Source organism: Paenibacillus sp. FSL H8-0079, assembly GCF_037991315.1.
In the GTDB taxonomy this organism is placed as follows: Bacteria; Bacillota; Bacilli; order Paenibacillales; family Paenibacillaceae; genus Paenibacillus.
In genome coordinates this window covers 4,807,404-4,824,332 of the sequence record NZ_CP150300.1, presented here as the reverse complement: position 1 = coordinate 4,824,332, position 16,929 = coordinate 4,807,404, and the positions used below count along the sequence as shown (strand labels likewise).

The following is a 16,929-nucleotide window of genomic DNA, read 5'->3' as shown; positions in this document are numbered from 1 at the left end:
TAGGCTTTTTTGCTTTTCGACCTTAGTAGGTCCATATACCTTGTATAAATAAACATGAAATGTAAGGAAAATTAGTTTTATTATCCTATTGAAGTTTTTTCGTGGAAATGTCTATATAGATAGAGGCATATTAGAACGTATCACATCACAAAACACGGGTTTACCGTAACATGAGGAGATTGTACATAATGCATGACACACAGATTGAAGATTGGTTGAAACTCGCAGGTGGCAAGGAGAACATCAAGCTCGTAGAACACAATAAGGGTACAACGACGTTGGTACTGAAGGACAGTACCCAATTGAACATGTCGGTTCTTGCCTCCACAGATGTTGTGGCAGATATTCGGGTAACAGGTGAGCAGTGTCATCTGGCAATAAGAGATGAATCTTCCCGGATCTACAATGCGCTTCAGGGCGTGGGGGCAGCGGAAGGAACAGCATTGCAGGAAGCAGGACACGCGAAGAAGAACAGGTTCTCGATCTTACATTTTGTATCCGATGTGTTTCGGCCCTTGATGCCTGCGATTCTCGGAGCCGCCGTAATTAAGATTTTACTCGCTATAATTACGTTAATGGATACTTACGGTTCAGCCGATTCTTCTGCACTGATGGACAGTCAGACCTTTACGATATTCAGGATCATTGGAAATAGTGTGATTTATCTACTGCCTGTACTGGTAGCAATCAGCACAGCGTATCGGTTGAAAAGCAATATCTATGTTGCAGCATCTATTGGCGGATTGATGTTCCATCCGGAGATGACCATGATGATGTCAGGTGAACAAGACGTCCATTTACTGGGCTTGCCACTCGTGTCCCAGCCGGCTTTTTACACTACTGCCATCTGGGTCATTCTAACGATCTGTGCAGCGGCCTATCTGGAAAAAGCCGTTCAACGAATAAGTCCAAAATTCTCCAAAGGGATGGTTGCACCATTCCTGACGTTATTGATTCTTGTCCCACTGGTCTTAATGATCCTCGGTCCAGTCGGCACCTGGGTCGATGAATATCTGCCAGAGGCATTGGATTCACTGTTAGCTAACGCTCCAGTGGTGACGATAATGTTATTGGGAGCGGTCTTCTCGCTGATGTTAGTTATGGGATTACACTACTGGGTACTTGCCATCATAATTAATGAAATGGTTATGGATGGTGGTTCCATGGTGATTGCTGCTATGATGGTGGCGATTATTGGACAAGCAGGGGCCTCGCTCGCAAACGGTCTGCGCTCGAAAGAGCCAACATCCAGAAGACTGGCTTTCTGGGCTACTGGAACAGCACTCCTGGGAGTCGTAGAGCCTGCATTGTATGCGGTCAACATGAGAAAGAGATCCTCTTTCTACTCGGCACTGCTGGGTGGAGCAGCGGGTGGACTGTACTTCGGGTTGTTATCTGTCAAGGCTTTCGCTATCGTTGGCAATCCGAGCTTGGTCAGCCTCCCGCTCTTCATCGAAGAGGGGAGCCTGAATCTGTTACACACCTGTATTGGTGTGGTTATTGCTTTCGTTGTCTCTGGTGGACTGACGTATTGGATGGCAGGAAAAGGACAGAAATCGGGACAGGCAGCACCGAAAGCTAGCATCGAGTAATACGTAGAACGTACTTTTGAAAAAGTAGTATTAAAGTTGTAAGAAAGAGCTTGTACCTGATGGTACGGGCTTTTTTTGTTTTTTATCTGAAGAATACAAGTATGAAATGTATAATAGCTGTCCTCCATTTTATTCAAGCCATAGCTTGTTGGTTATGGAGTTGTCATATATTTTGATATAGTGAAATGTATAAATCGGGATGATTATTCCCCTTGAAAGGATAACGATATGTCTGACAACATGGAATGGATCGCTCAGTGGAAGTCGACGAAGGCATTAACCAATGCATGGATAACAAAAGGCGAACTGCACCACTTTTTCAGTCACACCTTGATATTTATTATTGATGGAAAAGCGGTCTGGAATATAAATGGACACCGAGTTCATGTCTCCTTTGGAGAATTAATTGCGCTCGAAGAGAACTCCGTAATGGAGGTCATTGAAGGTGGTAATCTGGATTTGGCAGGCTGGCATGTTCAGTTCGATACATATTTGGTGCTGCATGAGCGACGGGAAGCTGAGAAGTTCGAATGGCGGTTACCGTCAGGAGAGGCGTATCAGAAAGTGCAACTGTCCGGTGGAGGTTTGGCAAGTATCATTCAGCATTGGAGTGAAGTGCATTCACAGGATCAGAGTGCAGAAAGGGTTGGCAATCAGCATTTGTTATATGAGTTGTTAAGTAATCTATATCGGAAACAGCCGGATGACGAGTTGAAGCCAGAACACGGTATACTTCGCTCCATTGACTACATGCAGCAGCATTATGATCAGGTCATAACACGTACACAGTTAGCTCAGATCGCCGGTATTAGTCCATGGCATTATTCCCGCAAATTTAGTGAACGATATGGTAAGCCACCTCTGGATTATCTGGCACACTACCGGATCTACCGTGCGCAGGAAGAACTGTTATTAACAGATGCAACCTCACAGGATATTGCCAAAAAATCTGGATTTGAAGATGCTCATTATTTTAGCCGACGCTTCAAACAACTGACTGGCGTATCACCTAAGATATATAGGCAGACGATGACGCAGCGAAAGATCGTATCACTTTCTCCAATCTGTGCAGAAATTATGATTCATCTGGGTGTCATCCCCCATGCCGTAGTGGTCACCCCAATCCTGCTGTCCCCACATCACCATGAACAATTTATAGCGCACGGAGTGCAGATGCTGGAGGTTACACAGTATGAGGTGGAGATAGAACTTGTTCGACAAGTTCAACCGGAGATGTTGATAGGAAACGTATTGACGGAAGAGGTCAAAAGGGAGTTGCGCACAATTGCACCGATTCTAACCGGACTTCATCAAGATGTAGAACCAATGCTCAATCAAATGGCAGCCTGGTTTTATAAAGAAGAAGAGGCTCATAGACTGCATCAGCAGATGAAACACGAAGTCAGTGTAGCGAAGCAACAGTTGCAACCGATCATTCAATCCGCATCCACAGTCATGCTGCTGAGGGTAGAAGCATTTGGTTATCGATATCTGGGGGGGCATTCACACGGGGTATCACAATTGTTATATGAACAGCTTGGATTAGCACTGCCGCAAGTACTGCAACCAGGTACAGCCTGGTTTAACCCGTGTTCGCTTGATCTGCTGACACAAGCCAATCCCGATTATCTTTTTGTGGAGAAGCGCATCATGCAGCACTTCAGTGCTGAAGAGAATATGAGGAAACTATGGGAGAGTCCACAATGGAACGAGTTGAAGGCTGTAAAAAATAATCGGGTATTTTACGTAGATACCCATCTGTGGGTAGACGGCCACGGAATTACGGGACATGCCCTGATTCTCAATCAGATCATTCGCAATCTTACGGAACCTCTTCATGAGATAGCACAATAATCCAACTGAATGCGCACGATATGCTATGGAAGCAACACTTCTTATTTGATACTATTTGATAATAATTATCATTATCAACATATATAAGGGGCGAAGTATATCATGTCACGAAGATTTAAAGGGTTGGGCATTATGCTGTTGGTGATCAGTATTATGCTGGCGGCATGTTCCGGTGGAACTACTGAAGAGAACACTACAGCTGGAACATCAAGTACCCAGACTGAAGGAGAAGCAAGTACAACGGAAGAAGCAGCGAATGAAAGTGCGACTAAGGTGGTGCAGGATCAGTTCGGAGAAGTAACGATTCCGACCCATCCTCAAAATCTGCTTGTGTTCGATTCGATCTATGCGGAGTATTTGATTGAGATGGGTATCACACCCCAAATCGTCTTGTTAACTCCGGAGGTTGAAGCGGAATACCGCCCTGATTATTTGAAAGAACACGGAGTTCAGATCATTGAAGTTGAGCAATATCAATATAACTATGAGCAGTTGCTTGCCTTGTCACCGGATATGATCCTTACCGCTGGAGAAGGTATGGAGCAGGGCGTATATGACGAGTTGTCCAAAATCGCTCCAACGGTGGCTGTGGATGCCAACAGTGAAATGAAGCGTGCTATGCCGAAGCTGGGTGCCATATTCGATAAGACCGAAGAATCTGCCAAAGTACTGGCCGAATTCGACGAGAAAGCTTCACAAGCGAAAGAGAAAATTGCGGCAGCCCTTGGAGACAAGACGGTATTGGTTCTCCGGGTAGAGCACAATCGTTACCGTTTCATGGGTCCCAAAGGAGGAAGCAGCAGTGTCTTCTTCTATGATATCCTGGGCCTGAATAGTCCTGAAGCGATCAAAGACTCTACAGATTGGTTTAGCCAGTTCTCCCTGGAATTCTTGCCTGAGATGAATCCGGATTATATTTTCCTGGAAGACAGAACCCTCGTAGGTTATGACACGAAGAAATCTATGGAAGATCTGAAAGCAAGCCAGGTGTGGGCGAATCTGGAGGCTGTGAAGAATGATCATGTCTTCCCGTTGAAGACAAGCCAATTCGTATCCGGTGTGGGTCCGATTGGTTCTGTAAAATTGATGGACTACGTTGTTGAAAAGTTGGTGCCTTAAATGACGATGGAGACACAATTGGATATCTACGATATTACCATCGTTGGTGGTGGGCCTGCTGGCATGTATGCCTCATTTTATAGTGGTATGAGAGCGATGCGCACCAAGATCATTGAAGCCAAACAGGAACTGGGTGGATTCATGCGGACATACCCGGAGAAGCTGATCTGGGATGTAGGTGGGATTGATCCGATTCGCTGTGAGAAACTGATTGAATCACTGGAGAGACAGGCGAGAACGTTCGATCCAACGATTGTGTTTGGGCAGGAAATTGCCGAGCTTGAACGACGTGAGGATGGTGTATTTGTACTGATTTCCAAAACAGGCGAGCGTCATTACACACGTACCATCCTGTTATGTGCGGGCAGAGGCATGACTCAGGTGCAAAAGTTGGATGTCGAGGGTGCCAATCGGTATGAGCTGACGAATCTGCACTATACCGTAACTGATCTATCCCGATTTGCCGGGAAGCGTGTTCTGATCTCGGGTGGTGGTGACTCCGCAGTCGACTGGGCGAATGAAATGGGCAAAATAGCAAGTGAAGTTACGGTAGCCCACAGGCGTCATGAATTTACCGGACATGAGTCGCCTGTTGCCCAGATGAAAGCTCAAGCGAACGTCATGACGCCATATAGTATCTCACGCTTATACGGTACAGGTGACCAAATAGATCGTGTCGAGTTGGCCCATGTAGAAACCGGTGAAATCACACAAGTTGAGGTGGATGAAGTCGTCGTAAGCCATGGGTATGATCGTGATTTTGGTAACCTCGTGCAATGGGGACTGGCGCGGGAAGATTACGGCGTATCCGTTGATCAGCGCATGCGTACCAACATTCCAGGCATATTCGGAGCAGGTGATTTCATCACTTATGGAAGCAAAGTCAGGCTGATCGCAGGTGCTTTTAACGATGCGGTGCTCGCAGTCAACAGTGCCAAGACATATCTGGAACCTTCTGCTTCCGATATGGCGGGTGTATCTTCTCACAATGCCCGGTTCTATGAGAAAAACAAAGCGCTCTCCAATACGTAGATAGGTTTGTACGGATGGAAGGCAATCTAAAGAAGCCCGAACAACGTCGAGATTTCCTCGAACTTGCGTCGGGCTTTTTTTAATAGAATGGTGCAGTAAGGAAATGAAATACAAGTTGAAGAAATGATATAATCATAACAAAGAAATATGAAAGATCACTATGGGAGGTAGCAGATGAAAAAAATAAACAAATTTATATCTTCTCCTCTTGAATTTGAGGTCTTGGAGCATGACCAGGTGATTGCCAAAGTGAAGTTGGATTATAGCAATCAAACGGTTGATGTATGGCAAGATAAAAGTGTATCTCCTGTTTTTCTCCCTTTTCCAAGCAAGTCCAAGGTAACCGTAGGAGATGTATTGGATTACTTCGAATCCAGATGCTTCCCTCGCACCAGACACCATGCCGATAAAATTTTGCAATCATTGGGTCTGAATGATTATGTAGCTTCGGAGATCGTAAAACAAACCCATGGTGTGTTATATGATGATTATGTCTGGATTCGATTTTCTAATGAGGAGTTGTCTTGTGCTGATGTCCATCCCCGTTTTGCAGGTGAGCAAGGATTCTCGTAAGACTTTTGTCAGATACAACAGACTATCCGCTAAGCATGCCAACAAGTATTGCATTGCGTAAGATTAAGGCGAAGCCATTTAGCAGTGATTTTTCAAAACAAGCACGTGCGCTGGAAACAAATCTTCGATTCGATCGATCTTCAGTTATTCAATTCATTGAACAACATGATCAAGATCTTGGGAGAGTTGCTCAAATTTTAAGATCTCAGATTCGAAAGTATGAACACTTATTTGTGTAACTATATAAGTTGAACTAAAGATTATTTACACTGACACTACGATGACAGAATAACCTTCCAATCGCTGTTATCCCCAGAATTTTTTTGATCCCCTTTTCCGAAGGGGAAAATCCGGGGATAAAGGCGAACGCTTCGCTTTTTCAGGTTTTTTCTGTCCTCTCCGTTATCGTGTAAATGATTAGTTCAACTTATATAGATATAATGTTTCGGTAACAGCGACATATTCAAACCAAATAAAACAGCGCCACCTGAATCGTTCTGGTGGGCGCTGTTTGTGTAATCTTTTTTGAGCTGGATAAAAATCTTGAATCCCAGACTGTAGGTTCGGTTTCGGGTCTCACTAGATTTGAAAACTCGCGCTAATTCAGCTCAGTCTGTCCACTTGCGAGTCGATCTGCGATCTCTTCGGCTTGTAGAATGGAGGTGTAGGGATCAGCGGTGAAATATTTATGGATATCCAGTTTGAAGATATGGTTGTTCTGCACCGCAGGCAGATTGTCCCAGACGTTCGGCAACAGGGAGTGATCCTTCGTGCCTTCTGTAACCATCATCAGCAGGTAATCACCCACGTACTCTCCGAATACCTCCGCGCTAGCTTCCAGGTTTTCTTTATCTTGGTCCAGAAGATCCGACTTCACCTTGGGTGCTGGAGTCAGTCCTAGCAATTCATAGGCTGCTCTCCCGCCACGATTGGCGCTGTTGCCGATAATGGCGGGATTCTTCAAAAAGTTAAAATCGGCAACGGTAAAGGTGGCGCCGTCCGGAATCACATCTTTGATTTTGGCCTGAGCAGCTGCGATCCGTTGTTTAAATGATTCGTTCCACGCTATGGCCTCTGTCGGACGATTCAGAATCTCGCCCATGGCTGTTACTTCGGCTTCCATGGAATCATACTGATCTGGTACGAATACGACAGTCGGAGCGATTTTGGAATAGGTCTGAAATTTCTCTTGGTCCCATGTGATAATCAGGTCCGGTTCCAGCTCTACCATTTTCTCAAGCGAAACCTCACTGTGGTTACCCAAATCTGCGCTATCTGTAAGTTTGTCACGCAGGAACATTCCGTAATCCAGCAGGCTACCCGGCACACCAACGGGTGTTACGCCGACAGCCAGAACATGTCCTATATTCCAGTCAACGACAACCCGCTCCGGGTTAAGGGGTACGGTGACGTCTCCCATCATCGTTGAGAGTGTTCTTGTCTGTGGTGCGGCGTTTTCTGTTTCTGTCGTGACGGATTCCACCGTCTCTTTTTGGGTACAACCACTAATGAATACAGCCATGATCAGCAAAACCGGCAGGGCCATTCGATACCAAGCTTTCTTGAACAACATGACGAACCCTCTTTCTAATTGATAATGATTTTCATTTATATAACTCTAGAGGGAAACTTGCAATTGCACAATAACCGATTCGGAAGCGGCAGCATAACCATTTCAGAACAGATCGACAGGTTGAACTGAGAATGGTTATCATATATGATGAGGCAAAGCTTTGGGTGTGGTAACGAGGAAATAAAGAAAGGTCCTTGATGATGAACATAGAAGAATACGGCGCATTATGGGAGCATATAACGATCCGATTACTGGATATTCGAATCATTACCATTAACATCAGTGAAGATCCTAATACGTGGACGCTTCCCTCGAATGCTTTTTTATTAATTACGAATGGCAAGGGGAAGATCTGGCTCGGTCAGGCGATGCATCACATTAAAGGGACATATATTCTGCATGCCTCCAAAGGAATGCGTCTGGATTGTCTGGCTAAGAAGCGAATGGAATTACATGTGTTGTCGTATTCGTCACCAGAGTCAGAGAAGCCAAATGCTGAAGAATCCCAAACATATACTGGGGCGGAGTCTCTGCAAGTCAGTTTTGGTTTTGAACCAACGTACCCTTTGCCATTAATTGAAATTATGCAGTTGATATACAGACAGTGGAATGAACTACAGTCAGCAGGCCGGATTCAAACCAAGGCGTTGTTCTATCAATGGCTCGCCGAGATGCTGAAACAAATGCAAGAGAAGAGGAAGAACCGTACGAAGCTGGATCGGGTAGATCAGGCAGTCCGTTATCTGAAACGTCACTACGCGGAATCACTCAAGATGGAACAGGTTGCTGAAATGCTGGATTGCAGTCCGAGGTATCTGAACCAATTGTTTCAGCTTCAATTGAACACGAGTCCCAGTCGTGTGCTGTTACAGATTCGGATGGAACAGGCGCTGAAACTACTGGTGAGTACGAAAGGGACCTTACAGGAAATCGCGGAAAGAGTAGGCTATGAGAATGGCTATACACTAAGTCGTTATTTCAAAAAACATTATGGGGTTTCTCCGGAGTTCTACAGAAAGCGTCGAGAGAGCAGTATTCCAGATGTAGCCCCGAAAACTTTCCAACCACACGCCGCTTTGGAAAGTCACTATTCCGGCTGGAGCGTAAGAACAGTATCCATAGTTGAAGCTGACCAGCCCCAGCCAGAACAGGAGACTATAGATTTGAAAGGAGTCCAAGTGTGGAAATCCTCGGCGGCCGCGTTGCCAAGAGCCAGAACTCGGTTGCTTGCCACAAGCATGGGCGAGATTACGGTACCGAACAAGCCTAGCCGTGTTGTTGTGGACTGGAATTTGGGAGAAGTGCTAGCATTGGGGGTAACACCTCTTGGAGCGCCACATTCACTCATTGAAAGCAACCAAATGCTGGAGCCTTATATCTATGACCAAGTACAGGATATCGGGAATCATAATTTTATCTCCATTGAAAGAGTGCTTGAACTGGAGCCAGATCTGATCATCACCTGGAATCCTGCCGCCTACGCTTCCTATGCCCGGATTGCACCTACGGTGGTCTATGGAGGGAATGGTTACAGCTCTGTCGCGGAGGAGATTCGAGAGATGGGACGTATTCTGAATCGCCGGACAGAGGCCGAAACATGGATTAAGGAATACATGCGGAGAGTACATACTTTGCAGCAAACGATCACAGGCAAAGTCTCCGCAGAGAAGACATTTACTGTTATTGATCCGAATTGGGGAGAACATATTACTCTTGTGGGAAATACGGGAACTCGTGGGGGGAAGGCAGCCTATGGCTTACTGAACTTGAAGCCGGCAGGCAAGGTTCGTCAGGAACTGTTGGAGCCGGGCTTGGAGTACCTAGATATTGCGCGGAGTGCGGTAGGAGGGTACGTGGAGGACTACCTGTTGGTGTTGGATAATGGTCCAAGACCTGGGGTTGATCAAGCTTCAGGCAAACCATGGCAGAAATCCATCGAGACAGATCATTGCCGGATTATTAACCTTGATTGGAATAGATATTTTCTCTCCGACCCGTTGTCTGCCGTGCTGCAAGCCGAGGAAATGGCAGAGCGGATTATGGCACGTTGAGATGGAATACAGTATGAGAGTGAAAACAACAGATTGGTTTAGATTTGTGGATTAACTTTGACATAACAGACAAAAGGAGGCAGACACTATCGGTTATCCCACAAAAGCCTGTCTATTTGCTGATTGAAAGAGCTTTCATTTCATCCGTATACTAAAGGTGTTAGCAGGTTGGATGTCATAATGAGGTATTCATCTTAATAGGAAAGGATGATATGAAATGGGCAGATTAACTGGAAAAGTTGCAATTATAACCGGTGCCGCAAGTGGAATGGGATTGGCAGGTATTCAATTATTTGCAAGAGAAGGAGCCAAGGTAGTGGCTACCGATGTGGCAATCGATGCTTTGGAGGAACAGGTTAAACTGATCGTAGCTGATGGCGGGGAAGCCATTGCGTTGAAGCTGGATGTGTCCAGTCCAGAGTCATGGAATGCTGTTGTGGAAGAAACCGTATCGAAATACGGTAAAATAGATATTCTGATCAACAATGCGGGAATTCATATGGCCAAAGGTATTTTGGAAGCTGAGTTAGAGGATTGGGACAAGGTTATGTCCATTAATGGCACAGGTGTATGGCTCGGCATGAAGGCAGTCATTCCTTATATGCAGAAGAATGGACAAGGTTCCATCGTTAATACCTCTTCCATTGCAGCGATCATTGGTGGAATCGCGGATGCCCAGGGCGCGGCTTATAGTGCTTCCAAGGGATCTGTACGTTCATTGACCAAACACGGGGCACAGTGGTTTGCCAAAGACAATATTCGTGTGAACTCCGTACATCCGGGTGCTGTGTTTACGGGGATGGTGGAGAAAGCAGGCATCAAATCCCAGGTGGAGATGGGGGAGCATTACAAAAATCTTGCTCCACTGCCTCCACATGCTGGTGAATCTATGGATATCGCTTACGCCTACCTGTTTTTGGCATCTGATGAATCCAAATTCATTACAGGTGTTGAGTTGCCTGTAGATGGTGGCTGGATCAGCAACTAATTAAAATAAATGTTTCGACATAATAAAGAGGTACTGTATCTCAAGCTTCAGGGGAGACAGTACCTCTTTTTAAGAGTAGATTCCACTACAGAGTTATGGCGTAACTTTATCTTGGTGGACTCGTTGCAGAATGGAGATTAGACCGATAAATCTCTTGGGATCGGTTCATGCGTGTGAATTCCAACAGTTGTTCCGCCATATAGGAGGCACTGTATTTGAAGTTGCTTTGCACCCAACCCGTAATTAAACCAAGAACGGCATTAGCCTGATAACAGGCGAGAAGTTCCTTATCCAACCGTGGATCAGGTGACAGATCGGTCACATCCTCCAGATACAAGTTCTTAAGTGTTATATAGAGTGTATCCCTGAAATCCAGTAGCACGTTAGAATGAACCAGCAATGTATAGAAGGAGGCATGAGCCAGTACATGGTCGAAAATTTGAATTGCTGAGGCGTTAAGGTCCTTCATATCGAAATCACGGAAATGCTGATAGGGTGCTCGATAGGCTAATTTGAGATCGTCAATCACGTCATGTAACAATTCATCAAACAGGTCTTCTTTGTATACATAATGCTTGTAAAATGTGCTGCGGTTCAAATCGGCGGATTTGACAATATCGGTGATGGTTATACTGGCCAATGGTTTACGGGACATCCATTCCAGAAGGGCTGTCTTCAGAGCCAGTTTGGATTTGTGTACTCTTCGATCAGTGTCAGATACAGATGGAGACTTAAACATATACACAACCTCCCTTACTTATCAATGATACAGTGCACAGGCAGTAGATTAATCTTACTACAATACAAAAATGTGAATATATGGTGACTTTGGTGTCGTAATCTGTCCGTCTCACTGTGTTCTACCTTATAATAAACCAAAACGGACGAGGAGATGGACTCCAGATGAAAAAACAAATGTGGATCATTGCAAGTGTTGCAGTTGTAATTGTGATCGGAACCTATCTGTTTGCAAGCAATACGGGCAAGGATGAGGCGGGTACAGCCAGTGCGCCCAACATCAGAAAATTGGTGGAAGATATCAGCACAGGTAAAGAGACACCGGAATCTGCCTCCATTAATGCCAAACAGTTAATTGTCACCGATCAAGATAAAAAGACCACTACATACGATTTGCCTGAAAATGAATTTTTCCTTTCCATTGCGCCCTACGTGGACCAGACCCATCCCTGTGCAATTCATAGCTTGACCGGCTGTCAGGGGGAACTGAGCAACGAGGAGTTCAATGTAACCATTCACGATTCCGAGGGCAACACCTTGATGAAGGATACCATGGTGAAGTCTGGTGCAAACGGATTTATGGATCTATGGGTACCCCGAGATAGAACATATCTTATTCGTATACTTCATGATGGAAAAATTGCTGAGACTCAACTGTCTACATATGACAACGATGATACGTGTATCACAACGATGCAGCTGAGTTAAACATCCATTTGATCTACCTGTGCGATAGGGATTGCCTAGTGGCAGTCCCTGTTCCTTTTATTCGGAGAATCTGAATTACATGGTACTTTGCATTGACAAAAATCCATTCCTACGGCATAATCCAATAGTGATAATGATAATTGTTATCATATAAATACATATAAACAGGGGAGATAAAGATATGAAAAAAGGGTTAAACGGACTGTTGATTATGCTGGCCTTTGTGCTGGTTTTGGCAGGTTGTGGTAAAACCACGACTACAACAGATACAAGTCAAGGTACTGATTCGGGTAGTGCTCCAGCTGAAGAGACAGCAGGTCCTGTTACCGTGAAGCATAAACGTGGAGAGCTTAAGCTGGACAAGCCAGCAGAGCGTGTCGTTACACTTGAATGGACATATACGGAAGATGTCGTTGCCCTGGGTGTTCAACCAGTAGGTAATGCAGATAACGCTAACTATAAAGTATGGGTAACATCCGAAGCAGCACTGGATGACAGTGTAACGGATATCGGAACACGCAGTGAACCGAATCTGGAGGCTATTGCTGCTTTGAAGCCAGATCTCATCATTGCTAATGCAGATAATAATACGGCGGTCTATGATCAACTGAACGCGATTGCACCAACGATTGAATATGATCCGTACGATGGTAACGGCTATGATTATGACAAAATGACAGAGATCTTTAATAACATTGCAACTGCTCTGGGTAAAGAAGACAAAGCAAAAGAAGTTCTGAGTGATCTCGATCAGCACTATGTAGAAGCCAAAGAAAAATTGGCTGCTGCGGGTAAAGAAAACTTCAACTTTGCACTGACACAAGCGTTCACTTATCAAAATGCAGTTAGCCTGCGTATGTTTACCGATAATTCCGTTGTGATTGGTACATTGGATAAAATCGGACTGGTTAACGATTGGAAGCCGGACAAAGTTGAAAACTATGGCTTCTCCACAGTAGGCATTGAGTCTTTGACTGCTGTAAAGGACAGTAACTTCATTTACATCACCCAACCAGACGATGATGTCTTTGGCACAGCCATGAAAGATAACTCTGTATGGAATGGACTGAACTTCGTGAAGGACAAACGCACTTATCAACTGGATAGCACAACATGGACATTTGGTGGACCGATCTCCTCCAAAGTATTGGTTGATGGCGTAGTAGAGGCGATTACCAAATGAGTTCGGTTCAAGGATCTAAGCCAACTATGAATTGGCGCACAATAAGCATATATGGGGGCGGTCTAACCGCTCTCATCGTGCTTTTTTTTGTAAGTCTGTGTTATGGAGAGGCATCCATTCCTTTGCATGTCGTTTGGGACGCACTTACAGGCAGACAGGATACATTAGAGCACAATATGGTCTGGGATTTGCGAATGCCACGCACAGTGATTGGTATTCTTGCGGGTGGCGCACTGGCTGTTGCGGGTGCTTTGCTGCAAACGATTACTCGTAATCCATTGGCTGCTTCAGATACGCTGGGCATTAATGCAGGAGCGTACTTTGTGGTGGTGCTGGGAGTTATTGCTTTTCCAGGACTGTTAAGTCAGTCGCCTTTTCTCTTCGCAGCTCTTGGTGGTCTGCTGGCAGCCTTTGCGGCTTATTTCATGGGCGGCGGACGAACATCAAGCCCGGTTCGGCTTGCGTTGTCCGGTATGATTGTATCGATGGTGCTCGGTTCATTTACAAGCGCATTACATATTTTTTTCTCCATGGAGACGCAAGGGTTGTTCCTTTGGGGCTCGGGAACACTTGTCCAGAATGACTGGAGTGGTGTGTCCTATGCTTGGCCTTGGGTGATTGGTATTACGCTTCTCGCGTTAATCCTGTCCAGACAGTGGGATATGCTAGAGCTGGATGAATCAACGGCTTCTTCATTGGGGCAAAAGGTTGGATTGGCTCGTGCGGGTGGTTTAATTCTCGCGGTACTGCTGGCTGCAGTCATCGTCAGTGTAATTGGGCCGATTGGCTTCGTGGGGCTGGTTGCGCCACATCTGGTTCGATTGAGTGGCGTACGTTCCAACCGATTGCTGTTACCAGGTGTGTTCATATGGGGAGCAGCGCTCCTGGTTGGGGCGGATGTGCTTGCCAAAATGGTGCATAACTCCAGCATGGAGCTGCCGACAGGTGCTGTTATGGCGATCATTGGTGCACCGTGGCTCATCTGGCTTGTCCTTACTCGCATGAAGGCAGCGAACGGCTCAGGCATGTCCACTTCAATGAGTACAGGAGGAGCTGCGCGTCGCTTTGCATTTGGCCCAATGGCTGTATTATTTTCAGTCATTACCGTCGCGCTAATCTTGCTCAGTACGATGTTTGGCGGTATGCGAATTCCTCTGGCCGATTGGTTACCGAGTCTATTCCAATCGGATGGACTGTTCTCTGCGCTGATTCAGCTTCGAATTCCGCGTACCCTTGTTGCCGCAGGTGCAGGAGCAGCACTGGCAATCAGTGGTGTGCTCATTCAGATGGCGGTACGTAACCCGCTGGCAGATGCTTCAATTGTCGGTGTATCCTCAGGTGCAGGGCTTGGAGCGATGATGGTCATCATCTTATGGCCGGGTCTTCCGATATACTTGCTGCCAATTGCGGCAATCATCGGTGCAGCCATTGCTGCAGTGGTTGTGTTCTCCCTCGCCTGGAAGAAAGGACTGAACCCTTCGGCGGTTGTGTTGCTGGGAATTGCGATGTCTGCCATTGCTGGAGCAGGGATTCAGATTCTGATTGTCCGTGGTGCCGTATACGGTAGCAGCGGGTATATCTGGCTGACGGGAAGCACCTATGCTCGTACCTGGGAACAGGTGAAGGTTATCGGATTATTTTTAGTTATTCTGGTACCTGTGGCCTGGTGGCTGGCGCGTAGATTCGAACTGTTGGTATTCGACGACAATAGTGCATCTGGACTTGGACTGGGTGTACGCCGTACACGATTACTGGCCATGACCGTGGGTGTATTACTTGCAGCAGGTGCTGTTGCTTGTGTAGGAACTGTTGGTTTTATCGGTCTGATTGCACCACATATGGTTCGGTTACTGACGGGGAATAAGTTAAGACGTTCGATGTTTTTATCCGCATTAGCCGGTGCAGTCATGTTGGTGCTGGCCGATACGATCGGCAGAACCGTCATGGCGCCAACAGAGATTCCATCAGGCATACTCATTGCGATTATCGGAACGCCGTACTTCCTGTATCTGATGTATCGTTCCAACTGGCGCAAGTCTGTATAAATAGTTAAAACCAAAAGCCTGCTCTCGGAGCAGGCTTTTTGCTGTCGCGTGGTACCATTCATCTCACGATCTTATGATCTCGTTAAACCCGTGTGTACAGACAATGGTTTGTGTCCCCCTAGCTGGCACAACACACAAAGCATCACCTAAAGAATGTCTAGTCCTCCGGAGATGAAAAAATCCCCTCAGGTCTACAGGGAATAGAGAGTCACGTTATTAAGCGTGAAGCTCTTACTCCCTGTGTACCTTGAGGGGATTTTGGGTTGAGCACATGTGAATCGTGCTGTCGTTAGCTGGATTTCAGAATCCCGCTGTCATCGACTGACTGTACGGCTTGCTGTAATATCTCATGATCTTGAACGAGGGCGAATCGCACATAACCTTCACCTGAAGGGCCAAAGGCACTTCCTGGCGTTGCGATGACTCCCGTATGTGTAACCAGATCCATGGCGAATTGCTCCGAGCTGTCGTAGTGCGCCGGAATCCGGCTCCAGATGAACATGGTCGCTTCAGGTTTGGCAATCGGCCAACCGAGATTGCTGAAGCCCTCACAGAGGATGTCTCTGCGCTGTTCATAGATCGCTCTGACCCGTTCAACCTCGGATTGATCTCCGGTTATGGCAGCAATCGCTGCTTTTTGGATCGGTAGGAACATGCCGTAATCCATATTGGATTTTAGCTTTTTCATCATGGCGACCATAGCTGCATTGCCCACACAGAAGCCAATTCGGGCTCCGGCCAGGCCATAGGTTTTGGATAAGGAATTGAATTCCACACCGACGTCCATAGCGCCAGGAAACGCGAGGAAGCTTCCACATGACTTTCCGTCAAATACAAGTTCACTGTACGCGTTATCGTGGAGCACGATAATATCATACTTCTTGGCAAAGGCAATCAGATCAAGATAGAACTGATCCGGTGCCATCGCTGTTGTCGGATTGTTGGGATAGGAGACCAGCATGAATTTCGCTCGATGAGCGATATCTTCCGGAATATCCTCAAGCTGAATAACATATCCGTTTTCTTCTTTTTGCGGCATATAATACAGCTCTGCTCCGGCCAATAAAGGTCCATCGGCGAAGACAGGATAGCAGGGATCAGGTACCAGAACGAGATCTCCTTCGTCCACGATGGAGAGGGAGATATGCGCCAGTCCCTCTTGTGAACCGAGTAAGGAGCAGACCTGTGTCTTCGGGTCCAATTCGACCTGATAGCGCTGCTTGTACCACTCACTTGTAGCTTGCAGCAGCTCACTCTGGTCATTCACCGCGTATATATAGTTCAACGGGTCAGCAGCAGCTTCACATAGTGCAGTGATGATATGCTGCGCAGGTGGAATATTTGGTGTACCTACACTGAGATCGATGACAGGTTGCCCATTCTCCAGGCGCTGGCGTTTGATCTCCAGCAACCGGGTGAAGATCCCTTCACTGAAGTGCTCCATACGTTTAGCAAAGTTCATGATGATGTATT

General features: G+C 46.2%; 13 protein-coding genes. 10 read left to right on the top strand and 3 right to left on the bottom strand.

The genetic code is table 11. The features are described from left to right. Positions 1-188 precede the first annotated feature (188 nt). The 5 genes from MHI06_RS21620 (at position 189) to MHI06_RS21600 (ending at position 6,170) form a co-directional block, all read left to right on the top strand. Positions 189-1,592, top strand: coding sequence for a PTS transporter subunit EIIC (locus MHI06_RS21620; protein WP_340399048.1), 1,404 nt, complete (start codon positions 189-191; stop codon positions 1,590-1,592). A gap of 228 nt (positions 1,593-1,820) precedes the next feature. Next, complete coding sequence (locus tag MHI06_RS21615; protein WP_340399047.1) at positions 1,821-3,446, top strand: AraC family transcriptional regulator; 1,626 nt, start codon at positions 1,821-1,823, stop codon at positions 3,444-3,446. A 102-nt stretch (positions 3,447-3,548) separates the two neighbouring features. Then, positions 3,549-4,565: an ABC transporter substrate-binding protein gene (locus MHI06_RS21610; RefSeq protein ID WP_340399046.1), complete on the top strand. Its 1,017-nt coding sequence runs from the start codon at positions 3,549-3,551 to the stop codon at positions 4,563-4,565. 6 nt (positions 4,566-4,571) lie between these two features. Then, complete coding sequence (locus MHI06_RS21605; protein WP_340402162.1) at positions 4,572-5,597, top strand: NAD(P)/FAD-dependent oxidoreductase; 1,026 nt, start codon at positions 4,572-4,574, stop codon at positions 5,595-5,597. 174 nt (positions 5,598-5,771) lie between these two features. Next, positions 5,772-6,170: a hypothetical protein gene (locus tag MHI06_RS21600; protein WP_076332907.1), complete on the top strand. Its 399-nt coding sequence runs from the start codon at positions 5,772-5,774 to the stop codon at positions 6,168-6,170. A 598-nt stretch (positions 6,171-6,768) separates the two neighbouring features. Here the strand turns inward: MHI06_RS21600 and MHI06_RS21595 are convergent. Further along, positions 6,769-7,743, bottom strand: a complete 975-nt coding sequence (locus MHI06_RS21595) for an ABC transporter substrate-binding protein (RefSeq protein ID WP_340399045.1) — start codon at positions 7,741-7,743, stop codon at positions 6,769-6,771. Positions 7,744-7,940: 197 nt separating this feature from the next. On the opposite strand from MHI06_RS21595, the gene MHI06_RS21590 reads away from it, so the two are divergent. Next, complete coding sequence (locus tag MHI06_RS21590; RefSeq protein WP_340399044.1) at positions 7,941-9,794, top strand: AraC family transcriptional regulator; 1,854 nt, start codon at positions 7,941-7,943, stop codon at positions 9,792-9,794. A gap of 217 nt (positions 9,795-10,011) precedes the next feature. Next, positions 10,012-10,782: a glucose 1-dehydrogenase gene (locus MHI06_RS21585; RefSeq protein WP_340399043.1), complete on the top strand. Its 771-nt coding sequence runs from the start codon at positions 10,012-10,014 to the stop codon at positions 10,780-10,782. A 106-nt stretch (positions 10,783-10,888) separates the two neighbouring features. Here MHI06_RS21585 and MHI06_RS21580 read toward each other — a convergent pair whose 3' ends face one another. Then, positions 10,889-11,521, bottom strand: a complete 633-nt coding sequence (locus MHI06_RS21580; protein WP_340399042.1) for a TetR/AcrR family transcriptional regulator C-terminal domain-containing protein — start codon at positions 11,519-11,521, stop codon at positions 10,889-10,891. Positions 11,522-11,685: 164 nt separating this feature from the next. Here MHI06_RS21580 and MHI06_RS21575 point away from each other — a divergent pair, with 164 nt between their 5' ends. The 3 genes from MHI06_RS21575 to MHI06_RS21565 all read left to right on the top strand — a co-directional run bounded on the left by MHI06_RS21575 (position 11,686) and on the right by MHI06_RS21565 (position 15,456). After that, a complete protein-coding gene (locus tag MHI06_RS21575; RefSeq protein WP_169481262.1) occupies positions 11,686-12,228 on the top strand; it encodes a CueP family metal-binding protein in 543 nt (180 codons plus the stop codon). Between the two features lie 181 nt (positions 12,229-12,409). Then, on the top strand, positions 12,410-13,411 hold the full coding sequence (locus MHI06_RS21570; protein WP_169481261.1) for an iron-siderophore ABC transporter substrate-binding protein: 1,002 nt from the start codon (positions 12,410-12,412) through the stop codon (positions 13,409-13,411). Beyond that, positions 13,408-15,456, top strand: coding sequence for an iron ABC transporter permease (locus MHI06_RS21565; protein WP_340399040.1), 2,049 nt, complete (start codon positions 13,408-13,410; stop codon positions 15,454-15,456). Before MHI06_RS21570 ends, MHI06_RS21565 begins: the two co-directional genes overlap by 4 nt. Positions 15,457-15,745: 289 nt before the next feature. On the opposite strand, the gene MHI06_RS21560 is transcribed toward MHI06_RS21565, so the two are convergent. Further along, positions 15,746-16,918 carry an aminotransferase class I/II-fold pyridoxal phosphate-dependent enzyme gene (locus MHI06_RS21560; protein WP_340399039.1) on the bottom strand — a complete coding sequence of 391 codons (1,173 nt, stop codon included), beginning with the start codon at positions 16,916-16,918 and terminating at the stop codon, positions 15,746-15,748. Positions 16,919-16,929: the final 11 nt, after the last annotated feature.

Excerpts from the sequence above, each read along its gene's own strand:
- MHI06_RS21570 (WP_169481261.1), top strand. The coding sequence starts at position 12,410 with ATGAAAAAAGGGTTAAACGGACTGTTGATTATGCTGGCCTTTGTGCTG.
- MHI06_RS21580 (WP_340399042.1), bottom strand. The coding sequence starts at position 11,521 with ATGTTTAAGTCTCCATCTGTATCTGACACTGATCGAAGAGTACACAAA.
- MHI06_RS21575 (WP_169481262.1), top strand. The coding sequence starts at position 11,686 with ATGAAAAAACAAATGTGGATCATTGCAAGTGTTGCAGTTGTAATTGTG.
- MHI06_RS21595 (WP_340399045.1), bottom strand. The coding sequence starts at position 7,743 with ATGTTGTTCAAGAAAGCTTGGTATCGAATGGCCCTGCCGGTTTTGCTG.
- MHI06_RS21620 (WP_340399048.1), top strand. The coding sequence starts at position 189 with ATGCATGACACACAGATTGAAGATTGGTTGAAACTCGCAGGTGGCAAG.
- MHI06_RS21600 (WP_076332907.1), top strand. The coding sequence starts at position 5,772 with ATGAAAAAAATAAACAAATTTATATCTTCTCCTCTTGAATTTGAGGTC.
- MHI06_RS21615 (WP_340399047.1), top strand. The coding sequence starts at position 1,821 with ATGTCTGACAACATGGAATGGATCGCTCAGTGGAAGTCGACGAAGGCA.
- MHI06_RS21560 (WP_340399039.1), bottom strand. The coding sequence starts at position 16,918 with ATGAACTTTGCTAAACGTATGGAGCACTTCAGTGAAGGGATCTTCACC.
- MHI06_RS21590 (WP_340399044.1), top strand. The coding sequence starts at position 7,941 with ATGATGAACATAGAAGAATACGGCGCATTATGGGAGCATATAACGATC.
- MHI06_RS21565 (WP_340399040.1), top strand. The coding sequence starts at position 13,408 with ATGAGTTCGGTTCAAGGATCTAAGCCAACTATGAATTGGCGCACAATA.
- MHI06_RS21610 (WP_340399046.1), top strand. The coding sequence starts at position 3,549 with ATGTCACGAAGATTTAAAGGGTTGGGCATTATGCTGTTGGTGATCAGT.
- MHI06_RS21605 (WP_340402162.1), top strand. The coding sequence starts at position 4,572 with ATGGAGACACAATTGGATATCTACGATATTACCATCGTTGGTGGTGGG.
- MHI06_RS21585 (WP_340399043.1), top strand. The coding sequence starts at position 10,012 with ATGGGCAGATTAACTGGAAAAGTTGCAATTATAACCGGTGCCGCAAGT.